Below are 25,715 nucleotides of genomic sequence, written 5' to 3' on the forward strand. Positions count from 1 at the left end.
AAGAGATGAAGCATTACCCATTCATTCTATTTTATCTTTTCTGTAATGTGTTTATTTATGCATTTCATGGAGGTTTTTGGGTTTATATAGCTTGCTTTCTTGCTTTTTCTGTGGTTGTGGTCTGGGGTTCTTTTGATATTGGACTTGGATATTTCGTCAACAGCATTACCCATAAAAGAACAAAAATTGATGAAGTTGCCCTTACTTTTGATGACGGGCCTACTGAATTTACACCCAAATTCTTAGATTTACTCAAAGAACATCAGGTAAAAGCCACTTTTTTCTGCATCGGAAAACAGATCGAAAAATATCCTGAAACATTTCAGAGAATTATCGAGGAAGGGCATACTGTTGGGAATCATACCTATTCCCATGCAAACAATACAGGTTTTTTATCTGCTTCAAAAATGACAGAGGAAATTGAGAAATGTGATGAAGTGATGTTAAAAGCCGGCAATCTTAAAACTGATTTATACCGCCCTCCTTTTGGAGTTACCAATCCCAGTATTGCCAAAGCTATCAAGAGAACTGATAAAAAAAGCATCGGCTGGAATGTCCGTTCACTGGATACCATTACAGATGATGAAAAAAAGATCTTTAGAAGAGTTACCAAAGACCTGAAAAAAGGCAGTATTATCCTTCTCCACGACACCTCTGAAAAGACCTATAACGTATTGGTAGATTTATTGCTATTTTTGAAGGATAAAAAATATTCGACGTTTACAGTCGATTCAATTACAAAATCAAAGAAAAATGATTAAAAATATTGCTTTTGGAGCATTTTTACTAGTTTCCGGCTTCTTTTATGCACAAATGACAGCCATGTCAGGAACAGAAGCAAAAGCATTTGTAGCCAAAGTTTCTTCTGAAACCAAAGAGATTAAAACGCTGCAAAGTGATTTTACCCAGACCAAAAAGATGGATTTCCTGGATAAAAATATTGTTACTTACGGCAAAATGTCATTAAAAACTCCAAATATGTTAAGCTGGAAATACACAAAACCTTACCAGTACAGCATTGTTTTTAAGGACAATAAAATTTTCATTAACGATCAGGGAAAAAAATCGTCTGTGGATGCTAAAAGCAAAACCTTTGAGAAGATCAATAAGCTGATTGTAGGAAGTTCGAACGGAAAAATGTTCAGCGATCCTGAATTTTCTGTTTCTTATTACAAAAACGGGAACTTCAATGTGGCGAAATTCATCCCGAAATCTGCCCAGCTGCTGAAATATATCAAACAGATCGAGCTTCATTTTCCAAAGAACCAGTCTACGGTTTCACAGGTAAATATGACGGAAGCTTCCGGTGATACTACTAATATTGTTTTCAAAAATACAAAAATTAATGCTGCGATTGCTGCTTCGGAATTTAGCTTATAGCCTTGTTTTTGTGCTGCTTGTTTCCTGTAAAACTTACAAACTTACAGATGCAAAACCGGTTCAAAGCTCTGAAAAAACAGTTGAAAACCTATATTTTTCTTCCGATGAAGACTATGTTTATAAATGCCAGATGGATATTTATAAAAACCATGTGAGCGGAATCCTGATCATTAAAAAGCTCAATGAGATGACTCACCGGGTGGCCATGACCTCAGATTTCGGAAATAAACTGATTGATTTCGAAATTTCTGAGAATAATTTTAAACTGAATTACGTTCTTCCGGATCTGGATAAAAAGATTGTAATTAATTTTTTAAAGAATGATTTCCAACAGCTTCTTAAAAAGCAGTATCCTGTGAGTGAATCTTTTGAAAATAACAATTCTAAAATTTATCTGTCAAAGATTGATAATAAAGCCTATTATCTTTTCTTCAATAAAGAAAACGGCCTTCTGAAAGAAATCATTTATACAAAAAACGACAAGGAAAAAATCGATTTTACTTTTGAGGCAAAAAAACATATCTTCGCGGATAGCTTAAACCTGCAACACAGGGATTTTAAGATCAATATAAAACTATTTCAAATAACTGAAACCGAACAGAATTAACATGAAAAAACTTCTATTTCTCATCACAGCACTTGTCTCGGGCTTTACTTTCTCACAGGTAACTTTTTCACCGGGAATAAGAGCGGGAGCCAATTTCTCTCACTTTTCAAACAGTGAAGAGTTTAATTATTACTATGACGAAGAGTTTCCCAATGCCGAAAAGCCCTATTTGGATTACAAAACCAAAACAGACTTTTACATCGGTTTTCTGGGAAATATCCGTTTTGCAAAATTTTATGCCCTGCAACCGGAAATTAATTATTCCAGGCAGGGAGCAAAAATAAGTACCAACGTTAACAACTGGGATGGGAAAGAACTTTCTGTATCTTATCTGGGACTGCAGCTTGTGAACAAATTTTATTTCAATCAGTTCAATGTACATGTTGGGCCGACTTTGGAATTTGTGGTGGATAAAAAGAATTTTGATCCTGAAAATGAGATTGATCTTGGAATTACTGCCGGTTTAGGTTACGACATTACTAAAAACTTCGGTATCGAAGCAAGGGTAAAAAAAGGCTTCATCCCTGTGGACAGCTATAACAGAAATCATTCTAATGTTGTTTTCCAGACGGGGATTTACTATACATTTAACATGAAAAAATAGCGATATGCAAACTATTCTTACAGACTTTTATACTTTAGAATCTTATGAAAAGGCAGAAAACGGAAGTTTCACTGCCCATATTCATCTGAATAAAGATCATACTATTTTTAAAGGCCATTTTCCGGGAAATCCGGTAACGCCGGGAGTCTGTATGATGCAGATTGTAAAAGAGCTGACGGAAGAATTCACCGGCTCGAAATTATTCCTGAAAACAGCTTCCAATGTAAAATTCATGGCCATCATTAATCCTTTTGAGACACCTGATCTGAAGCTTCAGCTGGATATTACCGAAAATGAAGAAGATGTTAAAGTAAAGAATACAACATCTTTTGGCGAGACTATTGCATTAAAAATGTCAGTAAGCTATAAAAAATAATTTATGAAACTTTTTCTATCTCTTATAACCGCTTTTATTTTTTTCTTTCAAAGTGATCTCGAAGCTTTAAGAAACAGCTATGCAAAAGCTAACCAGTCTAATGCCAATACAGAAGCCTTCATTAATCTTGCTGAAAAACAATCCGGCTCTGATGCTGTAACCACCGGTTATAAAGCTGCTGCAAAGATCATGGAAGCAAAGATTGCCAAAAGCAACAGAAAAGCACTTGTAAAAAGCGGAGCCACCAACCTTGAAAGCGTTATTAAAAGTAACCCTAATAATATTGAACTTCGCCTGATCAGATTAAGTGTTCAGGAGAATATTCCTAAGATAGTAGGCTACAGAGGCAGTATCAAGGATGATAAAGCATTTCTGATTAATAATTACAGCAAGCAGAACACAGCCCTGAAAAGTTATGTGAAAAAATTTGCAATGCAGTCCAAATCCTTTACAGATACTGAAAGAGCTACTATAAAATAAAACCATGACCCTTCCTGAAGTACAAAATGCAATTTCTGAAAAGAAGATTTGTGTTTTAATACCTACCTATAATAATGAAAAAACTCTGAAAAGAGTGATAGACGGTGTTCTGGACTACACCGACAGCATTATTGCAGTAAATGACGGTTCTACGGATTCTACCCCACAAATATTATCACAATACCCTCAGATAACAGTTATATCCCTGCCGGAAAACAAAGGAAAGGGCAACGGACTTAAAATTGGCTTCAGAAAGGCGAAAGAACTTGGTTATCATTACACTATTACTATTGATTCTGACGGCCAGCATTATCCCGATGACATACCGGTATTCGTGGAAACATTGCTTCAGGAAAAGGAAGATATACTTCTTATAGGGAACCGGAATATGTCACAGGACGGAATTCCAAAAAAAAGCAGCTTCGGAAACAGATTTTCGAACTTCTGGTTCTGGTTTGAAACGGGAATAAAGCTTGAAGATACACAATCCGGATACAGATTATATCCTTTGCTAAGGATTCCTGAGAAATACTTTACCCCAAAATTCGAATTCGAGATCGAAATCATTGTAAGGACAGCCTGGAGACATGTTCCGGTGAAGAATGTCCCGGTAAAAGTTTTGTATGATCCGGCGGAAAGGGTTTCCCATTTCAGGCCTTTCAAAGATTTTACACGGATCAGTATTCTGAATACTATTTTGGTAACGATAACCCTGCTTTACATTATTCCGAGAAACTTCGTGAATAACTTCAAAAAAAAAAGCCTTAAAAGGTTCTTAAAGGAAGATGTTCTGGAAAGTGACGGCAGCAACCGGACAAAAGCTTTTTCAATTGCTCTTGGTGTTTTTATAGGACTTTCTCCCTTTTGGGGATTTCATACTTTACTTGTTATTTCGTTATCAGTTCTTTTTAAGCTAAACAAAGTCCTGGCGTTTATTGCCTCCAATGTAAGCCTTCCACCTTTTATTCCTTTTGTGATTGCCGCTTCCCTGTTTCTAGGTTCGCCTTTTGTACATGGTGACAGTAATATTTTAAGCAGTAATCTCGATTTTGAGCTTATTAAAAACAATCTGCTTCAATACGTAATCGGAAGTGCTATTCTGGCCACTTCAATGTCTGCTCTTTGCGGAATTGCAACATTCCTTTTTTTGAATAAACTGAACCCGGAGAATAATTGAGAAAGAAAGGTAGAAGCAGGAAGATGGAAGTTATAGCAATTAGAAACAGTCATTATAATTCGGTTTTTATTGTTATTTTGAGTCTACTCTACATTTTGCGATATTAAAAACAAAAAGCCTTGAAGCAGAACTTCAAGACTTTCATAGGAAATTGTAATTATTCTAATTTTTATTTTACTTTGATACGATAATTTTCTGACTGTAATCAATATCATTACCACTGATTTTCACCATATAGACACCATTCAACAGGGTATTTACATTCACGGTAGTCTGTTTGTTCAGATTGATTTTTTCTGAAGTCACCAATTTTCCGGTAAAATCATAGATTGAAACGGTAGTAATTCCGGACAGATCCATTCCTGAAGGAGTTTTTATAGTAAACTCTGTTTTAACCGGGTTCGGATAGATAGATATTCCTTTAGAGTCTGATGCTGTTTCGTTTACTCCCAGCACGCCACATTCGGCAGGAATGGTGAAATCCTGAACCTGATCATTCAAATCCGGAGCAGGCTGATTCGCACCGATATACAGGCCGTTAAGCCCTCCTGGAGCAGCATTCACCCCTAATCCTCTTTTAGCAAAAACTCTCCAGATCATACATTTATCTTCTCCTCCTATCCTGGCCTGATCAGCTGCAAGGATAGCATCTCTTCCCTGTACAAAGCTCGGGTTACAAGGCTGAAGTTTAAGAGCATCCATTACAAGCTGTAACACCCTGGCGCTTCCACTGTTAGGATTAGCCAATACATTACTGTTATAACCGTATTTTTCCACATACTTCCAGTTAAGGTCCCAGAGCATTGTTGCCCAAATGAAACCAATACTGTGTACATCAGGTACAGTAATAGCAATTCCGAGTATGCTGCCATTAACTTTCATACCGTTTGTTCTTCCATAGGTATAATTGTTAACTGCAAAATCAGGAGAATATCTGGCAGGGCGTATACCTGCTCCATTTACAGCCTCGCCACCGGTAAAGGTTCCGATTGCTCTGGGAACTGAAGCATTATCTCCAGGCCGGTTGGTAACCATCAGAGCAAAGAAATCGGACCATCCTTCACCCATTTGTTCGTTGGATGTGGAATATGATAAACAGCTGCTTCCCGTACCCGTAAGACGGTTAGAAATTCCATGTCCGTATTCGTGAGATATGATCCCGTTATCCAAACTTGCATCTTTATAAACGGCATCAGTTTTCAAGGTAGCGTTACTTACAACACCATTAGTCAGCTCATTAACCAAAAATTCACCTTCTGATTTCCCTACCATGATTGTAGGAATGGTAATTGTGTTATCTGTTCCTCCCATCCCTACAGGCTGGTCACTTGCCGGGTGATATTGTATTACCCCGATTGCTCCGGCATTTTGAAGATTCTTGGTTTTAACCGCAAAACCACAGGTAGCTGCCGTTACAACTGCTATCTTACCGGTTAAGCTTCCTGCTGCAACCGCTGTACAGGCATCTGCTGGGGTTGAAAGAGCAAGGTTTCCTGTTACAGGCGGATTTCCTATAAGCTGGGGACCGAAATTGGCTGTAGTGGCTACGGGAGTTCTGGAAACATAGCTTGTAGGTGAGTTATAATACAGATATCTCACTCCGTTAGGTACAAAAAGGAACATCTGCATTCTTCCGCTGGTTCCATCAGCACCCGGGTTAAAATTAGCATTGTTAAGCCCGCTTCCGTCTCTGGCTTCTGCGAGTACGGGATCATTTCCGGCACCTCCATTTGTAAAATTGTTGGTCTGGTAGTTTCTCGCGGACTCTGTAAATCCAAATTTATAAAATACATCATGCATCTTGTTTGTTGTATAGAATAAATTGGTTACTGCTGCAGAAGTATAGTTTTGCTGTGACAATGTGATATCCAGCGGGAAATCAAATGCTCTTGCAGCTCCTCCGTCAGGGGAAAACTGAGCGGTATTTGTATTGGCCTCGTCAGTGTAGGCAAAGGCATTATTTCCTCTTGTTATGGTATAATGGTTGGTCCCGTCAGAATGCCATCCTTCCGGAGAAGCAGTTAAATCCCACGGATTGTTAATAAGTGTTCTGCTTCCAAATGTAGGTGCTTCAACGGGAAATGCTAAAACATTGTAAGAAGCATTATCCGGTGCCAGAACAAAATTCTTATTAGGAGTATTACTCTCTGGCTTTACATAGGCAGGAAGTGCAGTAGACTGAGTATTCTGTCCTGCTTCAGGAAGTTCTGTAGGGAGGTGTTCAAAAGCACCATCATGAAAATTACATGACAGCGTTGTATTTTCCTGATACAAAACGGAACCGTCATCTGAGCTGATGATCAGATTCCAAACATTGCTTGTCCCTTTTTCCTCAACATTGAACTGATATCCCAGGATCAGCTCCCCGCCTTTTGCAAAATAAACCAGGTTGGTTTTTAATGGCTCTTCTTTTCCTTCTCTGTCTTTAAAGGTAGGCAAGCCGTTAAATTTCTTTGCGGCTTCTGCCACCAAGGAGCTTTTCATGGTATTCTGCTTCCCTTTTACACGGGATGGGTAGGTTTTAATAAAGGAATCTGCAAAGCTCAATACTTTACCTTCTCTGATCAGCACATTGGCTGAGCTTCCAAAAACCGGAATGCCATTGATGGTCTGCTGTATTCCTACAACATCTCCTTTTAAACTTGCAGAAGGATCAACGTTTACAATGGTAAATGCTTTAAGTTCAGGATTTATTTTTTGAAATGTTTTTTCCGAGTTAACATAGTCTTTGATTACCTGCTCATGCTTTTGGGCAGAAAGTATACTGAAACTAAAGAAAGAACAAAGCAATAAAACCTTAACACTGACTAGAATTTTTTTCATATGTATTACTTTTTATTGATGTGATTGTGGTATTTCATTAGTTAGTAGCAAAAACCACAAAATGTTACATTATTTACAATGAAAATTCAATAATCATCAAATAATAACAATGCAAAAAATCATTTTATATATGAAATTGTTAAATAAGTCAAATTATCTGAAATTTTAATTCTATCCTAGAACAATTGTACAAGGGCTTTTAAGAATCATTTGTCCACAATTCTTTACATCTTCCTACAGAGACAGGATCTAGGTAAAATTATTTAAAAACAATATCCGAAAAGGATAACGGTCCCATAATGACGGTTACAAATATGGCGAGAATAACCAGAACAAGCTGATACTGATAATAGGTTTTTGCTTTATCTTCGTCCTTCGCTTCAAAAGTAAACTTAATGTTATCCGGTTTTCTGATCATTAGCCAAATGAAAGGCAGAATTGCAAGATTTAACAGAATTGGAGCAAAAAGGAACAATTTGCTTCCAAATCCGTCATTTCTCCCGCCATATCCATGAATAGGGATAACATCCGGTATTGAGCTGTATACCGTAAGCAGATAAGCCGTGTAGCCGATGATAATGATAAAAGGAACACAGAACAGTAATTGTATATGTCTGGGGATCATTTTAGCTTCTTTAAAGTTTTTCTGAGGTATTTTTCCACATTCTGCCTGTCCGGAATTGTAGTAATTTCTTTTGTGAGAGCTTTCTCGAATTCAGCTTTTGCTTTTGAAAACTCATTAATGTCAAAATAATACTTCCCGGCCTGATAATATACGAACCAAAAATCAGGATTCATAGACTGGTAATAGGGAATAAAATCATCAGTTAATGCTATATCTTTTTTGTTGTCTATGGCGTCGCTCACTTCCTCGCCTAACATTTTAGAGATTTCATAATTATTGAATTCTTCTGAATCTGCGAAAGGATCTCTGGCAATATTAAGTGCTGTTTTTGATTTTAAACTTTCCTGTGCATTCTTACCGGAAAAGATCTCATTCAGGTCATAGCAGACAAATTCTCCCAGCTGATAAGGATTTGAAGAAACCCAGACCAGTCTTTTTTCAGGTGAAAAAATAACAGCATGATGTGCCAGTAACTGATTGATGGCTTTTTCATTTCCATAGCCTATTTTTTCACCCTTTAAACCTGATTTGTCACGCAAAACGGCAGCCATTTTTTCCGGGTTCAGCTTTTTCTTTTCTTCCAGAAGTTCCTGAAGTTTTTCGTAGCGGTATTCGGAGTGGCTTTCTATGATGTGTTTTTGGTTTCTTTTATCATCTTTATAAGCTTCGGACTGAAAATGATTGGTACAGAAAACCCTGCTGGTATTTTCAACTCTGTACACACCGAAATTTTCAGGAGAAACTTCAATAATCACGGCATTTCTATCATTTGCGCTTCCTACCAGGATGGATTCGGAAACAAAAACTTTCCTTTTTTTCGCAATGGCAATTGCCTCATCAATATTTTTTGCATACTGCAGGATTTCTCTTGTGACAAGAGAAATAGGTGTTTTGGCAGTTAGAGGTATTTTAGATTTTCCTGCATTGATTGTTACGGTGATGCCCTCTTTATTCATTCCTGAAACTACGCCTATCATTCCCGGCCAGCTTACAGACATATAGGGAATTCCGGCTTCCGGTTCTACAAATTCTATCAGTTTATTTTTAGCGAATTCATCTCCTACATAAAAATCGAAGTTTCTTCCGATCAGTAATTGGCCATCTTCCGTGTTTTCATTCCAGACAGCCAGTGAAGTACAGCCTACCATCGCCAGATCCTGCATGGCATGGCCGATGTCGTGAGCCCCGTGAAGATACAGACTGCGAAGGTATTTTGGAGCGATAAAGTTGTATTGATCTGAGGAATATTGTGACAGCCCATATAATTCTGCCTGGTAATCTTCCCTTACGTTCAGGTACATTTTCCTGTTGTACCATTTCAGGAATCCTCGAAGCAGCTTCTGTTTAAATTTAGAGGGAACAATACCTTCCACTTTGGAGAAAAAAATTTCTTCCTGCTTCTGCATCAGGTTTTGAGTTAAGGCTCCGTTGTTATATCCAAGCTGTAAGGGATTTCCTTTGATGTAAAGCTCCCAGAGCTGCTGCTTATTTTTGGTTAAATAATTCCTGTTAAAACTGAATGTGGAATCATTGATCTTATCTACTTTTGGCGTTTCCAGAGCATAGGTACTGATATCCGGGATATGGTGGATCGATTTTGAAATACCACATGAAATAAGACAAAGAACAAGGAAAAATTGAATTCCTGTTAACGGTATTGTAAGCCTTCTACTTTTTTTCATGAGTCATCATTTGTTTCAGGCGTTCATCCACAACTTCTTTTCCGAGAATCTCTGCACAGGTGTTGAATGCTCCGATTGTTACTCCCAGAATTCCATGCATATTAACGGACTGGCCTGTGAGAAACAGGTTATCAATTTTCGTTCGGGGAGAGACCATTGTTTTCAGAGGATTATCTGAATTTTTCATGTAGCCGTACATATTTCCTTCAAAGCTTCCGATATAATCCCTGTAAGATAAGGGTGATGATGTGTAGATACTTTGTATGGAATGTCTGAGATTCGGGATTTTCTGTTCTAAGGCAGTGATCATCTTTTCCGCTTTTTCAAGTTTGAACTGTTCATATTTCAATCCTCTTTCATGTTCTTCAGCAACGGTATTTACTGTTTTCTCCCATGTTTTAACCTCAGCAAAATCCATATAAGAGATTGCTGTAAGGCTTTCTGCATAATCAGGATGACGTTTTGAAGGTGTAGAGGAAAGCATATAGGTTTCCGGCCAGTTGTCTTTGCTGTAACGGAATGCATTCCAGATCATTTCTTCCGATGAATAATGGTAAAGATTATAATTAAAGTTCGGGACCGACTGTGGTTTTAAAACCAGGTAAACACTGAAGCATGATGAAACCGGTTCCCAGCTCAGAACCCTGTTCAGAAATGATTTTCTAAGCCTTTCTTCACCCATCAGCCTGATGAAGGAACGGATTTCTATATTGGAAATAAATTTCTTCGCTGCATATTCTTTTCCGTGCTTTGTTTTCACAGAAGACAATACTCCGGCTTCGTTAAAAATAAACCCGGAAACCTCGGAATGCTTATGTACCTCAGCTCCATATTCGCGAAGTTTTCTGATCAGCAGTTTAGTGATCTGGCTTCCTCCTTTTATACATTTATAAGCACTCTGCATGTAGGAATTTACCGTCAGTGCATGAACGTGAAACGGTATGTTTTCTGAATCTCCACCATATAAGAAATTGGAACCCAGCAGTACTGCCTGCAGTTTCTTATCCTGGGTAACAGATTCTATGAATCTTTTGGTATTAAGGTGAAGGATCTCTTCATTATAATTGTCTTTCCCAATAACCTGGTATCTGGGAAACTGTGCACATACGTACTGGACCTCTTCACAGTAGTTTTCTAAATTTTGCTTTTCGTTCGGGAAATAGGCTGTGAGCTGTTCAATAAAGTTTTCATAGCCCTGTGCATGGGGATATTCAATGTTTTCATCTCCAAAAGAGATTTTGTCATAGCCGTCCTCGTCCATTGGATGAAGTTTCAGCTCATCCATAATTTCAAGATAGGAAAAGAACCTGTTAAGATTTTGCCCTTTTGAAAGTCCGCCCAGATAATGCACGCCGGTATCAAAAATGAGTTTCTCCCTTGAAAAGGTCTGCAGATTTCCGCCGTACTGGTTATTTTTCTCCAGGACACAGACTTTCATGCCTTCTTTGGCCAAGATAAGAGCCGAAACAAGACCTCCCAATCCACTACCGATTACAAGTATGTCGTATTCTTTTTTCAAAGGAAGAAAAGCTGTGTGTTTTTACATTAAAAAATTCAGAGGTCCTAATTTCTGAATTTATTTAAAAAATTGAGTTTATTGATTAGTTTTCAGGGATAAAATTAGAAAAATTAATCAATATCATCCCAAAAATCGAAATAATTGAACCATTGAAGGGGATATTTTTTAATCATGACTTCAAGGTTTTGCACATATGAGTTGAGAAGTCCCTGAGAATCACGGTTTTTAATATTCTGGGCGACTCTTGCATATAAATGGTAATGTAGATTTTTTTCTTTCATCACATATACATATACTACAGGAACCCCAAGGCGGGAAGCAATAAGGAACGGACCGGCAGGAAATTTTGCGCTTTTCCCCAGAAGATCGGCTTCAAGATATTTTGAGCCTTCGAAATAACGGTCTCCGGTAAAACAGATCAGTTCATTGTTTGATAAAGCCTGATTGATCTCGAAAATATGGGACATATCGTCTTTAACATAGATAAATTTGATATTACTCTGCTTTACGGCAACGCTTTCCAGGTATTCTTTAATAACCGTTACTTCCTGGTCTGTGGTTACGAGATTGATCTGGCAATCAAAATCAATATCGGCAAAGAAATGTTCTGCAATTTCGAAATTTCCGATGTGGGCGCTTATGAGGACACCGCCTTTTTTTTCAGCCAGAAGGTTTCTGAGGTTTTCAATGCCATCAAACTCGTAGGTATATTTTTCTCTTAATCCAGCAGAAATAGCTGTTTTATCAATGAGAACCTTTCCGAAAGTAAAATAACTTTTGAATACGGAAGCTTTTGATTTCCAGTATCCGTAATCCAGTCTTTTCTGAAAGTAATAAAAGATATAGCTGTTGCTTTTTTTCAGGAATAAAAAGTAGTAGGAAGCTACAAAATAGAGTACAGCATATGAACTCCGGATCCCGATATTTCTAATACACCAAACAAAGATTTTATAGCCCAGTATGGTTCCTTTAGATTTACCTTTCCACTTGTTCATAAGTACAGTTTACCAATTTATCAATATACCAGTGCAACAATGAATTTAAAATATTGTTACACTGGTACATTATTATATTGTTACATTATTAAAAAATAAAGTTCAATCGATAGTTATGCGTTTTTTTCAGCAATTTTGTTTTCAATGGTTGTATAAAAATCGTCAAATGTGACCATTTTTTTGAAATCTGCCTCCCCTAATTTCACTCCGAAATTGGATTCAATAACGACAACCATATCAATATAATCCAGACTGTCCAGTCCGAGCGTCTTTTTCAGGTTGGCATCATTACTGATCTCATCCCCATCCACTTCAAACTCGTTTACTAAGAAATCATTAACGATGTCAACAATTTTTTCCCTTTCCATGTTTTTAATCAAATTTTTTAACTATTAATGCGGAATTGGTTCCCCCAAATCCGAATGAATTTGACAAAAATACGTCAATTTTTTGATTTTTCGTTTTTGAGACTAAATTTATCTTTTTTGCCTCATCATCAGGGTTTTCCAGATTGATGTTCGGGGCAACGAAATTGTTCTGCATCATCAGAATTGAATATACCACTTCACTTGCTCCCGCCATCCAGCATTCATGACCGGTCATAGACTTGGTAGAACTTACCGGAACTTCACTTCCGAAGATCTCATGAATTGCCTTGGCTTCATTGGCATCCCCGATTGGTGTGGAAGTCGCATGGGCATTGATATAATCGATATCTTCCGCTTTCAGTCCTGACTGTTTTAATGCTCTGTCCATAGCCTGAGCCGGGCCGTCAACATTTGGTGTTGAAATATGACCTCCGTTTGAAGAGAAACCATAACCTACGATTTCGGCAAGGATAGTTGCTCCTCTTTTCTGTGCAGATTCCAGGCTTTCTACGATAAGACTGGCAGCTCCTCCGCTTGGGATAAGTCCGTCTCGTCCGGCATCAAAAGGCCTTGAAGCTTTTGTAGGTTCATCTTCCCTTACAGAGAAAACACCGAGCCCGTCAAAACTTGCCATTGAGTATTTATTGGTTTCCTGGGCTCCTCCGCAGATAATCATATCCTGAAAACCGTTTTTAATCATCATATAAGCCAGTCCCAAAGAGTGGGAACCGCTGGCACAGGCTGCACTGATGGTAAGATTGATTCCTTTCAGCTTGAAGATGGTTGAAAGGTTCATTGTTACCGTAGAGTTCATTGATTTGAAGATCGCACCCGATCCCATCAACGTTGTATCTTTCTTTTCTCTCGCAATGTCGATAGATTCTACGACTGCCTGAGAAACACTGTCGTTTCCGTATAAAATTCCCACTTCATGAGTATCCAGGAAATCCTGATCCAGTCCTGCCTGTTTTAATGCATCTGTAGTGGCAAGGTAGGCATATTCGCTTTCCTCACCCATGCTTATGCGCTGGCGTCTGTTGAGCAGGTTTTTAAGATCCGGCTTCGGTACCACACCGGTAAGGCCTGACCTGAACCCGAATTCTTTTCTTTCCTGTACCAAAGCAATACCGGATTTTCCTTGATATAGGGATTCTTTGACTTCTTCCAAAGAGGTCCCGATGCAAGAATAAATTCCCATTCCGGTAATTACAACCCTATTTTCCATTTGTTTTATTAATTTAACAATGTATCAGTTTAACAATGTAACAATAGTATTGAGACTAAACGAGCATTGTTACACTGGTACATTGATATACTGTTACATTATTAATCGATTTATGAGTAAATTCCTCCGTTAATATTCACCACTTCTCCTGTAATGTACGAAGCTTTTCTGGAGGCTAAAAATGCTACCAGATCTGCAACTTCTTCTGCTTCTCCAAATCTGTTGGCAGGGATCATTGCTTTAAGTTCGTCTTCATTGAAATCCTGGGTCATATCTGTTCTGATGAACCCGGGAGCTACGGCATTTACGGTGATGTTTCTTTTGGCAACTTCCTGAGCCAACGCTTTTGTAGCACCCACCAAAGCTCCTTTTGCTGCAGAATAATTGGTCTGCCCGGCTGTTCCTTTTACCCCGGAAACGGAAACCATATTGATAATTCTTCCATATTTATTACGTAAAAGCTTCTGAATAAAGAAATTGGTAACGTTGAAGAAACCATTAAGACTTGTATTGATTACACTGTTCCAGTCTTCACTCTGCATCCACATGAATAATCCGTCTCTTGTAATACCGGCATTGTTTACGATTACCTCAACCACTGCATCGGGATTTTTATCCTGCCATTCTGTTAAAACAGTTTGACTTTCTTCTGCATTGGCTACATCAAATTTCAGGATCTCTCCTGTAGCGCCAAGTTCTTCTACTTTAGCCAGAGTTTCTTTTGCTGCCACTTCGTTGGAAGCGTAGTTGATGAGTATATGATAATTTTTCTCTTCTGCCAGTTTTATACAGATTGCTCTTCCAATTCCCCTTGAGCCGCCTGTTACAATTGCACATTTCATGTGTTAGTGTTTAATTAGTTTTTTACTTTTAATCCCTTAATGTATAACAGTTGATTACCTAAAGTAATTACATTGTCTTTAAATATTTCTTCACATCCTCCAAATACGGATACATCACCATATCATCAGAGAATGCAGGAACAATCTTTCTTATTTCGTCATACAGTTCTTTGGTAGAAGATGACACTTTATCCTGAAAACCAAGATATTCAATGGCCTGAATAATCGTAATGGCTTCAATTGTCAATACTTCAAATGCGTTTTCTATTACTTTTCTGCAAATCACCGCAGCATTCGTTCCCATGCTCACAATATCCTGATTATCATTATTATTAGGTATACTGTGTACGTACATAGAATTAGACAGCATCTGGCTTTCCGCCGTAGTAGATGTTGCCGTGAACTGAACTCCCTGCATTCCGAAATTGAAGCCTAATTTACCTAAATTTACAAAAGGAGGCAAGATTTCGTTGATCTTTGCATTTAAAAGGTAGTTCAACTGCCTTTCTGCCAACATGGTCAGTTTTGTAACAACAATTTTCAGCTTGTCCATTTCCAGCGAAATATAATCTCCGTGGAAATTTCCACCGTGGTATACATGCTTGTCTTCTACATTGATGATCGGGTTGTCATTGGCTGAATTAATCTCATTTTCAAGAACTTTCTCCGTATACTCTAACGTATCTAAAACAGGTCCCAAGATCTGTGGAACACATCTTAAAGAATAATATTCCTGAACTTTTTCCTTGAATACTTTTTCCTGCTCTTCAAAATGAGTATAAAGATGGTCTTCTCTTTTTCTGATTAGTTTACTGTCAGCCAAATGCGTACGCATTCTTTCCGCTACTTTCTGCTGTCCGTAATGTTTTTTTGTTCCGTTTAAAGCTTCGGAAAGGTGATCATCATAAGCCTGAACAATTTCATTGATTGCACAGGAAAGCCTGATTGAAATATCTGTTAACTGATTCGCTTTGTAGGCATTAACGATTCCTATTCCTGACATAACGGAAGTTCCGTTCATCAACGCAAGTCCTTCACGAATCTCTACTTTGATCGGTTCCAATCCTTCTGCTTCAAAAACTTCTTTTGTTGTTTTTCTCCGTCCTTTGTAGAAAACTTCTCCTTCCCCGATCAGAACTAAAGCAAGGTGGGCAAGCTGTACCAAATCGCCGCTTGCGCCTACTCCTCCGTGTTCAAAAATCAATGGTGTAATATCTCTGTTGATCAACTCTTTAAGTAAATGAACAACGGATTGATGTACTCCTGAATTTCCCAGTGAAAGTGTATTGAGCCTTGCGAGCATACAGGCTTTTACTTCCTGCTCCGGCAAAGGGTTTCCAATTCCTGAAGAATGGCTTCTGATCAGGTTATACTGAAGCTGGTGCGTATCTTCATCGCTGATCTTGAACTGAGCCATCGGCCCAAAACCGGTATTGACACCATATATTACTTTATTTTTCGAAAATTCCTTTAAAAACTGAAAACTTGCTTCTACTCTATCTAAAAGTGATTCGTCCAGTTCAATTTTCCCGTTCTCAATGATAATTTTTTGAAAATCCTTCAGTTCTAAAAAGTCGTTTATTTTCATCAATTAAAAGTAATAGTTGCTAATTTTGTAAAATATTAATTATTTGTCACTAATTTTGCGGCAAAGATAGAATTATTATTAAAATAAAAAATCAAGATGGACAAAGAATTTGTTGATGTTCTTGTAATTGGTGCCGGGCCTTCCGGATGCGTATCTTCTTCATACTTAAAGAAGAACAATGTTAATGTGAAGGTTGTAGAGAAGACAAAATTCCCGAGACTGGTTGTAGGCGAAAGCTTAATTCCCAGGGTAATGGATCATTTTGATGAGGCGGGACTTTTTCCTGCCCTGGATAAAATGGGTTTTGAAAAGAAGCTTGGAGCACGTTTTTTACGGGGAGATGAAGTCTGCATTTTTGATTTCAGTGATAAATTCGGAGAGGGCTGGGACTGGACCTGGCAGGTTCCGAGGGCTGATTTTGATCATACTTTGGCACAGGAAGTCATCAACAAAGGTATTGACCTGGATTTTGAAACAGAAGTTACTGGTATTCAATTCGACGGAACAAATTCTATCACTACAGTAAAAAACAAAGACGGCAAAACCAAGGAAATTCACGCTAAATTCGTGATTGATTCCAGCGGTTACGGAAGAGTGCTTCCCAGACTGCTTGATCTTGAAAAGCCTTCAAAACTGTCTCCGCACTCTGCTATTTTCTCTCATGTAGAAGATATTAACAGAGAGGAAGGCGAAGAAGGAACGCTGATTTCCTTTGATATTATAGAAACTGAGGTATGGCTTTGGGTAATTCCTTTTTCCAACGGAAACACGAGCGTAGGAATTGTAGGTCCTACAGATTATATTGAAAAACTTTCTGAAAACGGTGATACTGCGGAAGCTTTGAGAAAAGCAATTTCTCTTTCTGATTATTATGTGAAACGTTTTGGCAATGTGGATTTTCTTTTTGAACCAAGACATCTGAAAGATTATTCGTGTTCAGTAAAACAATTATTCGGGGACGGATATGCCCTGACAGGAAATGCTTCCGAGTTCCTTGATCCTGTTTTTTCATCAGGAATGGCATTTGCCACGGAAGGCGGAATTACGGCTGCAAAATTAGCTCTAAGACAATTGAACGGTGAAAAAGTTGACTGGCAAACAGAATTCGCAGATTATATCCTTTATGGTGTTGATGTTTTTACAACATATGTGAAGGAATGGTATACAGGAAATCTTCAGGAGTTATTTTTCCATCAACCTGAAAATCCAGATGTAAAGAAGAAGATCTGTGCGGTTTTAGCCGGGTATGTCTGGAATAAGGACAATCCTTTCGTGAAAAAACACGATACTGTTATTAAGAACCTTGCGAATCTTATTAAACTTGAAAAACAACAGGAACAATCATAAAAAAAACCGGTCTGAATTTCAGACCGGTTTTGTTTTATTTAATTACCTTTTTAATTTCTGCTCCAAGTTTTTTACCTGTAACTTCATATGCTCCTGCAATTCTTCCATATTCCCAGGCAAAATCTTTATTCATCTTTTTTCCCTGGATTTTATCGGCCTGCAACCTCATCACTACATTTGAAGGATTATCTGTTTCTACAAAGGTCATATCCGCAGTTAATTTCGCTTCCTGTGAACCGATCATTCCGCCGTACCATCCTGCATAAATCCATTTTGCATCGATGATTAAAGTATATTTCGCTTTGGTATCATTTTTAAAGGTTACCTTTTTTGATTTACTGTTGATTCCTTTAAAGAAATAATTCAAATATTCGGAAGCCTTAAAATTTCCCCATTGAAATTCCCAGTTTTTCCAGACCGCTTCACTTTTTTTAGCTGTAATATCTGCTTTCCTGTTTTCAATATACTGTGCTTCCGTAAAGTTTTTTTCCTGATAAACAGCATTATCGAACTTCAGCTGAACATTTACTTCAGTCTGATCCTTTAAGAAATCAAAATTTCCTGATTCAAAATTGATCTGATTCTGGGCAAAAGTTGTAGTTGCCATTGCTACAAACAGCAGCAATAATAATTTTTTCATAGTTTATACTTTTTCTAAAAATTTGAAGTTTCAAATATATTATAAAAAGTAATCCCAATGAATTATTATTTTTTTTCTTTGTAATGATTTGCTTTTAAAGCCAGCATTTTTGAAGTTTTTGCATAACATTCTGCAATCCTGTCATTGTGGTTGGGAATTCCAATTACGTTATCTCCTGTTGCTCCCACCCCTTCTACAACCAATAACACATTACCGGGATTACTGGTTTCTACAAAAGTCATTCTGGAATCCAGTTTTGCAGGCTCATTGATAACTCCCCCGAACCACCCCTGGGAAATCCATGTAGGCTCTACAATGAGTGTATATTTTGTCTGTTCAATGTTGGTGGCTGCTTTAATATCGATATTTTTATTCCATGAAGCTAAAAATTTATCCGGAAAGCTTGTTTCTTTGGAATACTCCCAGTCCTTTCTCCACTTTTCAGCTTCTTCTTTTCCACCGGACTGTTCAATATCTTCCATTCTGTCTTTAATATACTGTTCCTCACTAATTTTCTTTTTGGCAAAAGTGACTCCATCGAATTTAAAAACTACTTTAATGAATTTCTGGTCTTTCAGGAATTTGTAATCTCCGGAAACAACTCTTACTCTTTGAGCCGTCAAACTTGTAAAAAGGATTACTAAAATCAGAAGAACTATTTTTTTCATACTTATGCTGTGTTTTTTTATCTTAAATCTATAAATGTGATTGGCTTTCTGCTGTTAGGGTTGAAAACGGTTTTGGAAAGAATATCAAAATCTATGATTTCAATCTTAGGGCTTACCCTTAATTTCGCACGGAAATGGTCACGCACCTCATTTACAAAAGTTTCATGTTCCTGTTCTGTGCTCAGTTTGATGATAATTTCATCCAAACCGATTTCATTAGACTGAATAACAATCTGATAGCATGAAATCGTATTAAAATCATTTAAAATATCATTCATCGCAGGCGGATAAAGGGTTGTTCCCTTATATTTAATCATCTGCTGTTTTCTTCCTACAACCGGGCCGAGCCTCATGGTATTTCTTCCGCAGCCACAAGGTTCATAATGTGCTTTTACAACATCGCCTGTTTTAAAACGCAGCAAAGGAATAGCTTCTACTCCTAAAGTGGTGATGGTAAGCTCACCACTTTCTCCTTCTCGGACAGGATTTTCATTATCATCAAGGATTTCTGTAATGATCAGTTCAGGATGATGATGGCCTCCGATCTGGAACTCACATTCTGTGAATGCGGTACTCATTTCCGTGGAAGCATAGGTTGAGAATAATTTAATATCCCATTTCTCTTTGATCTTCTGGGAAAGGATATTATCCGTAAAATCCTGGTTTTTGATGCTTTCTCCAATACAGACTGCTCCGTAAACACTCGAATTTTTATAATCCAGACTATGTTTTTCGGCATAATCTATCATTTTCAAAAGAAAAGACGGAACGGTAATGAGGTATTTAGGCTTGTACCTGAAAATAGAATCCCATTGTAGTTCGGGAATTCCGGGCCCCATTCTTACCACGCTGGCTCCCATCTTTCTTAATCCTAAAAAATACGCCAGGCCCGCCATGAATCTCTTGTCGATTGTGGTAATCATCTGTACTACATCTCCCTTCTGAATACCTGCACAGGCAAAAGAAATGGCTTCGTTATAGGCCAGTCTTTCAAGATCACCGTCAGACAGCCCGAAAGTTACAGGATCACCTAACGTTCCGGAAGTTGTACTGTAGTCTACAATTTTATCCGGTGTTATGCAGAAAAAATCATGATTGTATTGCTGCAGATCGTTCTTTGTGGTTGTAGGGATCTTCTGCAAATCTTCCAGTGTCCGGATATCTGCAGGATTTATATTGTTTTCTTTGAATAATTTCTGATAAAAAGGTGAATGAGTTTCAAGATAAGGCATCAGTTCCTGAAGCTTTTGCTCCTGAAACTTTTTTATTTCCTCAATACCTGATTTTTCGATGGCCGGATAGAATTCCAATGATTTTTATTTTTAAGTAACAAATTTATTTATTTAAAATTAAAAGATTGAATGATTAAAAGATTTAAAAAATTATTAACCGCTATAATTTAACGCTGAAAGGTAAAAATTTGCGTATTTATGTTTCCGGCCGTATTGGTTGTGGTTACTTTTAAGGTATGTAAACCTGAACCTTTTGGACATTTTTCATCGAAAACATAAACAAAATCATCTTTTGTCCGGGCAAAACGAAGCCATTTTCCATCCAGTTCCGCACGGAATGAAACAATGTCGCCAATTTTTGCTGTTCCTTTAAACCTCAGTGAGCTTCCGCCAATAAGTGCGCCTTCTTTCCAACCTGCAGAAACAGAAGGCTGACTTTGATCCAACAGTAAAACTGCAGTTCCGAGCCTGTTAAATTCAGCTTCTACCCGGTCACCGTTCCATTTTCCTTTAACAACATCTTTATCACTTCCATAATCGAACAGCACAACTACTTTTCTTTTTTCTTCGTCCGACAATTTTCTGTTGGGTTTTATTTTCAGAGTATAATTATCATGAACAGGTATGTACGGATTCTGTATAACAATGGTATTTGACACTGCATCTGGATTGTTTTTTTCGTACATATTAAAATTCACGGCATCATATAATGCATTTTTGCTGAGACTGATTTCTGCATTTTCGGCAGTAATGGTTTTTCCTTCACCCGGCATTACAGTTTTATCCGTTGAAGAAATTTTATCTGAACTTTTATTTAAGCGGATTTTTGTGACCAGTCTGCCTGTATTTCCATTAACATCTTTCAGAACAATTTCAATGTTATGAATATTTTCATCCCGAAGTTTGATGATTCCATTTAAATCAGAAAGACTATAGTTCTTCAGTGTCATTCCCGGCAATTCCGATAAATGCTGAATACTCATCTTATCTCTTACAAATTTGGCATAATCTATACAGCCATTGATATAACGGGTATCATCATAACTTACTTTATCTATAGAAAAACTATAGATCAGCTTGTCGTCCATTAATAATTCTGCATGATAAATTCCAAGATTAAATCCTTGGTTTGCTTTATCCACAGCTTTCACGGCAAGGCTTATTTCCGGTGAACTCACCTGAATAACATCGGTTGTATAATTACTTCCGCTCTTTTTCACAGTGATTCCATTAGCTCCGGGCTCGTAAGTACTGAAACGCCTGTCGTACCAATAAAGTCCACTGACCGTTGGCACAATACCATCCGGAATCTTAAAGCCAAACAGTAAAGGATTAATGCATTCTTCTGTTTTCGTATCCCTGATCTCAAAATGCAGGTGCGGACCTGCCGAACCTCCTGTATTTCCGCTCAAAGCAATAGTTTGTCCTTTGGTTACAGGAAACTGCCCGGGAGAGAATGTGATATCCTGCTCCCATTTTTCATCTTTGTATTGTCTTTCTTTTACATATTCATCCAGTTGAGGAAAGTATTTATTGAGATGTGCGTATACCGTTGTATAGCCATTCGGATGGGTAATATAAATGGCATTTCCAAAACCATAACGCTCTACTTTTATCCTGCTTACATAACCGTCTGCAGCGGCAACAACCGTTAAATTCTCCTGGCTGTTGGTTCGCAGATCAAGCCCCATATGAAAATGATTGGAGCGGACGGCTCCAAAGTTGGCGGCCAGCTGCATGGGGATATTCAGCGGATTACGGAAATAGTTTTGCGGATAGTCAGTTTGAGCCTGAGTGATGATATTATTAATAAAACAAATAATAAGCATCAGTTTAGGAAGAATTTTCATCAGCATTTGGGTTTTAGGGTCTATTTAAATATACAAAATTTCGGCCAATAAACGGCTGCTGCCATAACCTGCTTTTAGAATCACTTTTATTTTTATACGCCAAGTTTTGTCGTTTCCAGCATTGATATTTGCTCTGTAAAGATTCAGATGAAAGAGTGATTCCTTTTTACCCGAATCTACATACCAACAATCAAAACATGAAAATATTATTAATGAAAAAATTTAACGATGAATTTTAAAGACCCCTTAAAAAGGATGGACGACTTTGATAAGATAAGTCGCGAAATATGGGCAGATATGAAAGGAGAGAAGGTCGCCACCAATTCTATAGAACCTTTTTTCACAAACCTATGGGTGGATGAGGGAAAGCTTTTCAGATTACTTGCTTCTTCCACAGATTTCAATACCTATCTGTTTGATGCAAAGAAAAACTTTATAGACTATTTGCAAGAAGTAGAAAAAGTAAACCTGGAAGAAATACCTCCTGCGAAAATTGACAACGTAAGAGTGAAGACCAAAATGATTGAGAAATTGGTCATCCAGGAACCTAAAATAGATCCAAAACAATTTCAAAACTCTTTTTTGGAGCGTATTGATCAAAAGGTATGGGTTAATGTAAGTCCCGGCTATATTGATCCTAAAAGTTACACTCATCACACGGAAATAGGAATCAGGGAGAGAAAAATTGACTGTACCATCAATATTCCCTATCGCAAATATAACAGGGAAGCCACACGAACTGTCATAAATGAGGTAGAAACCACCATAAACTATTCTTCAAAATCTCCTGATGCTATAAAAATTAATCTTAGTGATGTGGAAGATTATATGGATGTTATCACCTATCTTTTCCCTTATCACCGGGAGATGGCACAGGTAGGCCTGATTGCTCATTTTGAAGAAGCAGGAAGCGGGCTTACCTCAATTGATGATCTGATGTTCTTCTATAACCAGCTTCCTAATTTTGCCCTGACAGGTGTGGACTACAAAGGAAAAGCAAAGAAGCTTTCGGATCAGATGTTATGGGATCATTTTTTACAGTTCTTAAATTTTGATTCCCAATTGATTCGTGATGTAGACTCAATAGGAAAAGCTGCTGCCCTGGCAGTAGAACCTTTCAGAGACAAAAGCCGGTATGCGATCCGCATTCTCACAGCTATTTCCGGAGAATTCGTTTATAAAAAGATTAAAAATGATCCCAAACTCATTCTTCACATTTATCATTCTTTAGATGGGGAGAGCGTGTACATGGGAAAAGGTATTATTTCAGATACCAATCAGGTTGCCTATGGTCAAATGTTTGAAAACAAAGAACTTTTTGTCATTTACGTTACGGCTTTCATGCAGGCTCAGCATGCAATGGATGACGCTCATCAACCTCAGCAAAAAGGTTCTCTTTTCGCATTAGGAGTCAGCAGAGATTCTGATACGATAGAAAGACATTGTGAGCTTACAGGATATTTTATGGAAGGAGATCTTGATAATATCGTCACCCTGATTAATACCGTAAAAGTATTTAATCTAAAAACGAAGGAAATTGAAGCTGAAAATGAAATTGAAAACGGAGAATTCAGACCACTGGACATGCTGCATCTCAAAGTGTATGAAAAGGTAAAACTTCGTACGGGTAATATTCAAACTCTTGAAACAGATACTGAGGTTCCTGCATTATTTCTTTATCATATAGCTCAGAAAAAAGCCGCGGAGGATGCGCTAAGATGTCTTCGCGTTGTTGCTGATCTCATAATTATATCAGCCAGTCTTGCGACAATAGAATCCGGAGTCTCGGGATTGCCTTTATATGTAGCTTATGCAGATATCGGGGTTGCCCTTTCAGATTTTTATATAGAAACCCAGCTCAGAGATGAGCTTAAAATGACCACAAAAGGGAGAAAGCTTTTGGAATTATGGGATGATATTTATATGGCTCAGGGTACAGCAAGTGCAATGGCGAGCATGCTCCCTAAGGCAGAAAAGGCACTGGATGCCACAGTAGAAGTATTATACACTTCCAGGTATCCGCGGCAACAGGAAAGCATACAAAAGTTAATTAAAAATACATTATATTCGTTTCCATTAAGAAATTATTCTAAAAATGGATTAACAGTTCTTTTAAAAAACAGCGTTAAAAATATTACCAAGCATTCTTCTGATTTTGAGAAGCTGAAAATGCTTTTTGTAGAGAATGCGGCGAAAGAAATAGGTGTACTTCATAAAGGAAAATTATTTTTTAAAGGAAAGTCTCCTGCAAGGACTGATATTTTTTTAGATTATATCTACAGAAAAGCAGGCGGAAATCTAGCTAAACTTGAAGATGAGTTTAGCAGGTTCGCTGGGATGGCAGAGAATCTTACACCGCACATTAGCCTTACTGTTGAGGAGTTTAAAGCTGGGTTAAAAGTTCTTGAAGAAACCCAAATCACCCCAGAAAATGCAATTGATTATATATATGACGTATTACCATATTTTAACCATCATATAGTTAATAATGAAGTTGTGATGATTTCTGATTCCAATTGCGTCAATGTAGTTCAAAAAGTAATAGAATATTTAGCTACAGGAAAAATCTCATCAGCAATGCATTCCAAAGGCCAAAATGTTGAAATTTTGGAGGAAATATATGGAGGAGAATTTTCTTTGCCTGTTAAAATTGAGGATATTAGAACTATTGATATAGCTGAGGGCGAAATTGGAATAATGTATATTTATAAAAAAGGATATAAATATGGTCATGTTTTTAATGTTATAAAAACAAATAAGAGACTAATGCTTCTTAATGGGCAAAAAGGACTTATGCAAACATTTGAAAAAGCGGAATTTGTAGAATATTTAAAAGTAAAATAATATGTTAACAGACAACAAAATGCTAGAAATAGCTAATAAGTACGTCAGCCAAATAGGTCAAGAAATAAATATTGAGCTTATAGTTTTTAGTGAAATTAAAAAAAGTTATGGAAATGTTTATGGTTATGTCGCCAAAGATTCTACAAAACATCGTTTAGCTGGCAACGGCCCATTTCTTGTAAAAAATGATACGGGTATAGTCATTCAATTTGGAACATCTGACGATGTAGAGTATTATTTAAATGGGTATGAAGATGGTACATGGAAACCTAGCACTCATGGCGTTTGGGATCCTAATCAGAATTAATATTTATAAAAATCCACATGCTAACAGAACAAGAAGTAATAGAAATTGCGAAAAACTATCTAAGTAAGCAAAGCGAAAAAAGTGGATACGACCTCGTTATCCTTGATAATGCTGAAATTAAAAAACCTTACGGAATAATATTCAGATATAATACAAAAAAATTTAATCATACAAGAGATTTCAATGATAAAACTTTAATCGGGAACACCCCATTCTTGGTTGAAAATAAAACTGATAAAATTGTAATATTTGGATCTTCAAATGAACTTGATTATTACATTCAAGAATACGAGGCAGGAAAATGGCCAGATATGCCAAGACTTAGCGATTTTGAATAATTTACGGCCACCCTTCGGGTGGCTTTTTTATAGATAAAACAACTTTAATTTCATGCTCAAAACAGTCATAAAAATTTACTTATTGACTATTCATCATTCACTTTTTCTCACTTCCTTCATTTATATTTCTGAAATTGAACTTTTTAATAGATATTACCTAAATAAAACATATATTATAAACCGACAAAATTCACTAAA

At 37.3% G+C, this 25,715-nt stretch carries 24 protein-coding genes; 11 read left to right on the plus strand and 13 right to left on the minus strand.

The genetic code is table 11. The features are described 5' to 3' along the window. The first annotated feature begins 5 nt into the window (after positions 1 to 5). Genes HNP36_RS10040 through HNP36_RS10070 form a run of 7 tightly spaced genes read left to right on the plus strand, consistent with a single transcriptional unit; the run spans position 6 to position 4,624 of the window. The gene (locus HNP36_RS10040; RefSeq protein ID WP_184162461.1) at positions 6 to 761 is read left to right on the plus strand and encodes a polysaccharide deacetylase family protein; all 756 of its coding nucleotides are present in this window, start codon (positions 6 to 8) and stop codon (positions 759 to 761) included. Further along, positions 754 to 1,380, plus strand: coding sequence for an outer membrane lipoprotein carrier protein LolA (locus HNP36_RS10045; protein ID WP_184162464.1), 627 nt, complete (start codon positions 754 to 756; stop codon positions 1,378 to 1,380). The genes HNP36_RS10040 and HNP36_RS10045 overlap by 8 nt, the downstream gene beginning before the upstream one ends. Next, positions 1,346 to 1,987 (plus strand): hypothetical protein, encoded by a 642-nt coding sequence (locus HNP36_RS10050; RefSeq protein ID WP_184162468.1) that lies wholly within the window; start codon positions 1,346 to 1,348, stop codon positions 1,985 to 1,987. The genes HNP36_RS10045 and HNP36_RS10050 overlap by 35 nt, the downstream gene beginning before the upstream one ends. Before the next feature lies 1 nt (position 1,988). After that, positions 1,989 to 2,591, plus strand: a complete 603-nt coding sequence (locus HNP36_RS10055; protein ID WP_184162470.1) for an outer membrane beta-barrel protein — start codon at positions 1,989 to 1,991, stop codon at positions 2,589 to 2,591. Positions 2,592 to 2,595: 4 nt separating this feature from the next. Beyond that, positions 2,596 to 2,967 (plus strand): 3-hydroxyacyl-ACP dehydratase, encoded by a 372-nt coding sequence (locus HNP36_RS10060; RefSeq protein WP_184162473.1) that lies wholly within the window; start codon positions 2,596 to 2,598, stop codon positions 2,965 to 2,967. Between the two features lie 3 nt (positions 2,968 to 2,970). Further along, complete coding sequence (locus tag HNP36_RS10065; protein WP_184162476.1) at positions 2,971 to 3,447, plus strand: hypothetical protein; 477 nt, start codon at positions 2,971 to 2,973, stop codon at positions 3,445 to 3,447. A gap of 4 nt (positions 3,448 to 3,451) precedes the next feature. Next, complete coding sequence (locus HNP36_RS10070) at positions 3,452 to 4,624, plus strand: DUF2062 domain-containing protein (protein ID WP_184162477.1); 1,173 nt, start codon at positions 3,452 to 3,454, stop codon at positions 4,622 to 4,624. 174 nt (positions 4,625 to 4,798) lie between these two features. Here the strand turns inward: HNP36_RS10070 and HNP36_RS10075 are convergent, their stop codons facing one another. The 9 genes from HNP36_RS10075 to hutH form a co-directional block, all read right to left on the minus strand. Next, on the minus strand, positions 4,799 to 7,447 hold the full coding sequence (locus tag HNP36_RS10075) for a T9SS-dependent M36 family metallopeptidase (protein WP_184162480.1): 2,649 nt from the start codon (positions 7,445 to 7,447) through the stop codon (positions 4,799 to 4,801). 259 nt (positions 7,448 to 7,706) lie between these two features. Then, positions 7,707 to 8,072: a DUF1648 domain-containing protein gene (locus HNP36_RS10080; protein ID WP_184162483.1), complete on the minus strand. Its 366-nt coding sequence runs from the start codon at positions 8,070 to 8,072 to the stop codon at positions 7,707 to 7,709. Then, positions 8,069 to 9,754, minus strand: coding sequence for a C45 family autoproteolytic acyltransferase/hydolase (locus tag HNP36_RS10085; protein WP_184162486.1), 1,686 nt, complete (start codon positions 9,752 to 9,754; stop codon positions 8,069 to 8,071). Before HNP36_RS10085 ends, HNP36_RS10080 begins: the two co-directional genes overlap by 4 nt. Further along, complete coding sequence (locus tag HNP36_RS10090) at positions 9,741 to 11,273, minus strand: phytoene desaturase family protein (RefSeq protein ID WP_184162489.1); 1,533 nt, start codon at positions 11,271 to 11,273, stop codon at positions 9,741 to 9,743. The genes HNP36_RS10085 and HNP36_RS10090 overlap by 14 nt, the downstream gene beginning before the upstream one ends. A 110-nt stretch (positions 11,274 to 11,383) precedes the next feature. After that, on the minus strand, positions 11,384 to 12,268 hold the full coding sequence (locus HNP36_RS10095; protein ID WP_184162492.1) for a lipid A biosynthesis acyltransferase: 885 nt from the start codon (positions 12,266 to 12,268) through the stop codon (positions 11,384 to 11,386). 113 nt (positions 12,269 to 12,381) lie between these two features. After that, the gene (locus HNP36_RS10100) at positions 12,382 to 12,636 is read right to left on the minus strand and encodes an acyl carrier protein (RefSeq protein WP_040999465.1); all 255 of its coding nucleotides are present in this window, start codon (positions 12,634 to 12,636) and stop codon (positions 12,382 to 12,384) included. A 4-nt stretch (positions 12,637 to 12,640) separates the two neighbouring features. After that, positions 12,641 to 13,861, minus strand: a complete 1,221-nt coding sequence (locus tag HNP36_RS10105; RefSeq protein WP_184162495.1) for a beta-ketoacyl-[acyl-carrier-protein] synthase family protein — start codon at positions 13,859 to 13,861, stop codon at positions 12,641 to 12,643. A gap of 110 nt (positions 13,862 to 13,971) precedes the next feature. Then, complete coding sequence (gene fabG, locus HNP36_RS10110; protein ID WP_184162498.1) at positions 13,972 to 14,703, minus strand: 3-oxoacyl-ACP reductase FabG; 732 nt, start codon at positions 14,701 to 14,703, stop codon at positions 13,972 to 13,974. A gap of 67 nt (positions 14,704 to 14,770) precedes the next feature. Continuing rightward, positions 14,771 to 16,291 carry a histidine ammonia-lyase gene (hutH, locus tag HNP36_RS10115; RefSeq protein WP_184162501.1) on the minus strand — a complete coding sequence of 507 codons (1,521 nt, stop codon included), beginning with the start codon at positions 16,289 to 16,291 and terminating at the stop codon, positions 14,771 to 14,773. 96 nt (positions 16,292 to 16,387) lie between these two features. Between hutH and HNP36_RS10120 the strand changes: the two genes are divergently transcribed. Then, complete coding sequence (locus HNP36_RS10120) at positions 16,388 to 17,638, plus strand: NAD(P)/FAD-dependent oxidoreductase (RefSeq protein ID WP_184162504.1); 1,251 nt, start codon at positions 16,388 to 16,390, stop codon at positions 17,636 to 17,638. 34 nt (positions 17,639 to 17,672) lie between these two features. Here the strand turns inward: HNP36_RS10120 and HNP36_RS10125 are convergent, their stop codons facing one another. From HNP36_RS10125 to HNP36_RS10140, 4 genes are all read right to left on the minus strand, one after another. After that, positions 17,673 to 18,278: a hypothetical protein gene (locus tag HNP36_RS10125; protein WP_184162507.1), complete on the minus strand. Its 606-nt coding sequence runs from the start codon at positions 18,276 to 18,278 to the stop codon at positions 17,673 to 17,675. A gap of 65 nt (positions 18,279 to 18,343) precedes the next feature. Continuing rightward, complete coding sequence (locus HNP36_RS10130) at positions 18,344 to 18,946, minus strand: hypothetical protein (protein ID WP_184162510.1); 603 nt, start codon at positions 18,944 to 18,946, stop codon at positions 18,344 to 18,346. Positions 18,947 to 18,963: 17 nt separating this feature from the next. Continuing rightward, a complete protein-coding gene (locus HNP36_RS10135; RefSeq protein WP_184162513.1) occupies positions 18,964 to 20,256 on the minus strand; it encodes a phenylacetate--CoA ligase family protein in 1,293 nt (430 codons plus the stop codon). Between the two features lie 89 nt (positions 20,257 to 20,345). Then, a complete protein-coding gene (locus tag HNP36_RS10140; RefSeq protein WP_184162516.1) occupies positions 20,346 to 22,028 on the minus strand; it encodes a M23 family metallopeptidase in 1,683 nt (560 codons plus the stop codon). A 228-nt stretch (positions 22,029 to 22,256) separates the two neighbouring features. Between HNP36_RS10140 and HNP36_RS10145 the strand changes: the two genes are divergently transcribed. Genes HNP36_RS10145 through HNP36_RS10155 form a run of 3 tightly spaced genes read left to right on the plus strand, consistent with a single transcriptional unit; the run spans position 22,257 to position 25,517 of the window. Then, positions 22,257 to 24,872: a hypothetical protein gene (locus tag HNP36_RS10145; protein ID WP_184162519.1), complete on the plus strand. Its 2,616-nt coding sequence runs from the start codon at positions 22,257 to 22,259 to the stop codon at positions 24,870 to 24,872. A 1-nt stretch (position 24,873) separates the two neighbouring features. Next, the gene (locus HNP36_RS10150) at positions 24,874 to 25,179 is read left to right on the plus strand and encodes a hypothetical protein (protein ID WP_184162522.1); all 306 of its coding nucleotides are present in this window, start codon (positions 24,874 to 24,876) and stop codon (positions 25,177 to 25,179) included. A gap of 17 nt (positions 25,180 to 25,196) precedes the next feature. After that, positions 25,197 to 25,517 carry a hypothetical protein gene (locus tag HNP36_RS10155; protein ID WP_184162525.1) on the plus strand — a complete coding sequence of 107 codons (321 nt, stop codon included), beginning with the start codon at positions 25,197 to 25,199 and terminating at the stop codon, positions 25,515 to 25,517. Positions 25,518 to 25,715: the final 198 nt, after the last annotated feature.

The sequence above is a fragment of the Chryseobacterium shigense genome, from assembly GCF_014207845.1.
In the GTDB taxonomy this organism is placed as follows: domain Bacteria; phylum Bacteroidota; class Bacteroidia; order Flavobacteriales; family Weeksellaceae; genus Chryseobacterium; species Chryseobacterium shigense_A.

Excerpts from the sequence above, each read along its gene's own strand:
- HNP36_RS10040 (WP_184162461.1), top strand. The coding sequence starts at position 6 with ATGAAGCATTACCCATTCATTCTATTTTATCTTTTCTGTAATGTGTTT.
- HNP36_RS10085 (WP_184162486.1), bottom strand. The coding sequence starts at position 9,754 with ATGAAAAAAAGTAGAAGGCTTACAATACCGTTAACAGGAATTCAATTT.
- HNP36_RS10060 (WP_184162473.1), top strand. The coding sequence starts at position 2,596 with ATGCAAACTATTCTTACAGACTTTTATACTTTAGAATCTTATGAAAAG.
- hutH (WP_184162501.1), bottom strand. The coding sequence starts at position 16,291 with ATGAAAATAAACGACTTTTTAGAACTGAAGGATTTTCAAAAAATTATC.
- fabG (WP_184162498.1), bottom strand. The coding sequence starts at position 14,703 with ATGAAATGTGCAATTGTAACAGGCGGCTCAAGGGGAATTGGAAGAGCA.
- HNP36_RS10050 (WP_184162468.1), top strand. The coding sequence starts at position 1,346 with ATGCTGCGATTGCTGCTTCGGAATTTAGCTTATAGCCTTGTTTTTGTG.
- HNP36_RS10140 (WP_184162516.1), bottom strand. The coding sequence starts at position 22,028 with ATGAAAATTCTTCCTAAACTGATGCTTATTATTTGTTTTATTAATAAT.
- HNP36_RS10055 (WP_184162470.1), top strand. The coding sequence starts at position 1,989 with ATGAAAAAACTTCTATTTCTCATCACAGCACTTGTCTCGGGCTTTACT.
- HNP36_RS10120 (WP_184162504.1), top strand. The coding sequence starts at position 16,388 with ATGGACAAAGAATTTGTTGATGTTCTTGTAATTGGTGCCGGGCCTTCC.
- HNP36_RS10125 (WP_184162507.1), bottom strand. The coding sequence starts at position 18,278 with ATGAAAAAATTATTATTGCTGCTGTTTGTAGCAATGGCAACTACAACT.
- HNP36_RS10105 (WP_184162495.1), bottom strand. The coding sequence starts at position 13,861 with ATGGAAAATAGGGTTGTAATTACCGGAATGGGAATTTATTCTTGCATC.
- HNP36_RS10075 (WP_184162480.1), bottom strand. The coding sequence starts at position 7,447 with ATGAAAAAAATTCTAGTCAGTGTTAAGGTTTTATTGCTTTGTTCTTTC.
- HNP36_RS10100 (WP_040999465.1), bottom strand. The coding sequence starts at position 12,636 with ATGGAAAGGGAAAAAATTGTTGACATCGTTAATGATTTCTTAGTAAAC.
- HNP36_RS10080 (WP_184162483.1), bottom strand. The coding sequence starts at position 8,072 with ATGATCCCCAGACATATACAATTACTGTTCTGTGTTCCTTTTATCATT.
- HNP36_RS10065 (WP_184162476.1), top strand. The coding sequence starts at position 2,971 with ATGAAACTTTTTCTATCTCTTATAACCGCTTTTATTTTTTTCTTTCAA.
- HNP36_RS10150 (WP_184162522.1), top strand. The coding sequence starts at position 24,874 with ATGTTAACAGACAACAAAATGCTAGAAATAGCTAATAAGTACGTCAGC.
- HNP36_RS10045 (WP_184162464.1), top strand. The coding sequence starts at position 754 with ATGATTAAAAATATTGCTTTTGGAGCATTTTTACTAGTTTCCGGCTTC.
- HNP36_RS10155 (WP_184162525.1), top strand. The coding sequence starts at position 25,197 with ATGCTAACAGAACAAGAAGTAATAGAAATTGCGAAAAACTATCTAAGT.
- HNP36_RS10145 (WP_184162519.1), top strand. The coding sequence starts at position 22,257 with ATGAATTTTAAAGACCCCTTAAAAAGGATGGACGACTTTGATAAGATA.
- HNP36_RS10070 (WP_184162477.1), top strand. The coding sequence starts at position 3,452 with ATGACCCTTCCTGAAGTACAAAATGCAATTTCTGAAAAGAAGATTTGT.
- HNP36_RS10095 (WP_184162492.1), bottom strand. The coding sequence starts at position 12,268 with ATGAACAAGTGGAAAGGTAAATCTAAAGGAACCATACTGGGCTATAAA.
- HNP36_RS10130 (WP_184162510.1), bottom strand. The coding sequence starts at position 18,946 with ATGAAAAAAATAGTTCTTCTGATTTTAGTAATCCTTTTTACAAGTTTG.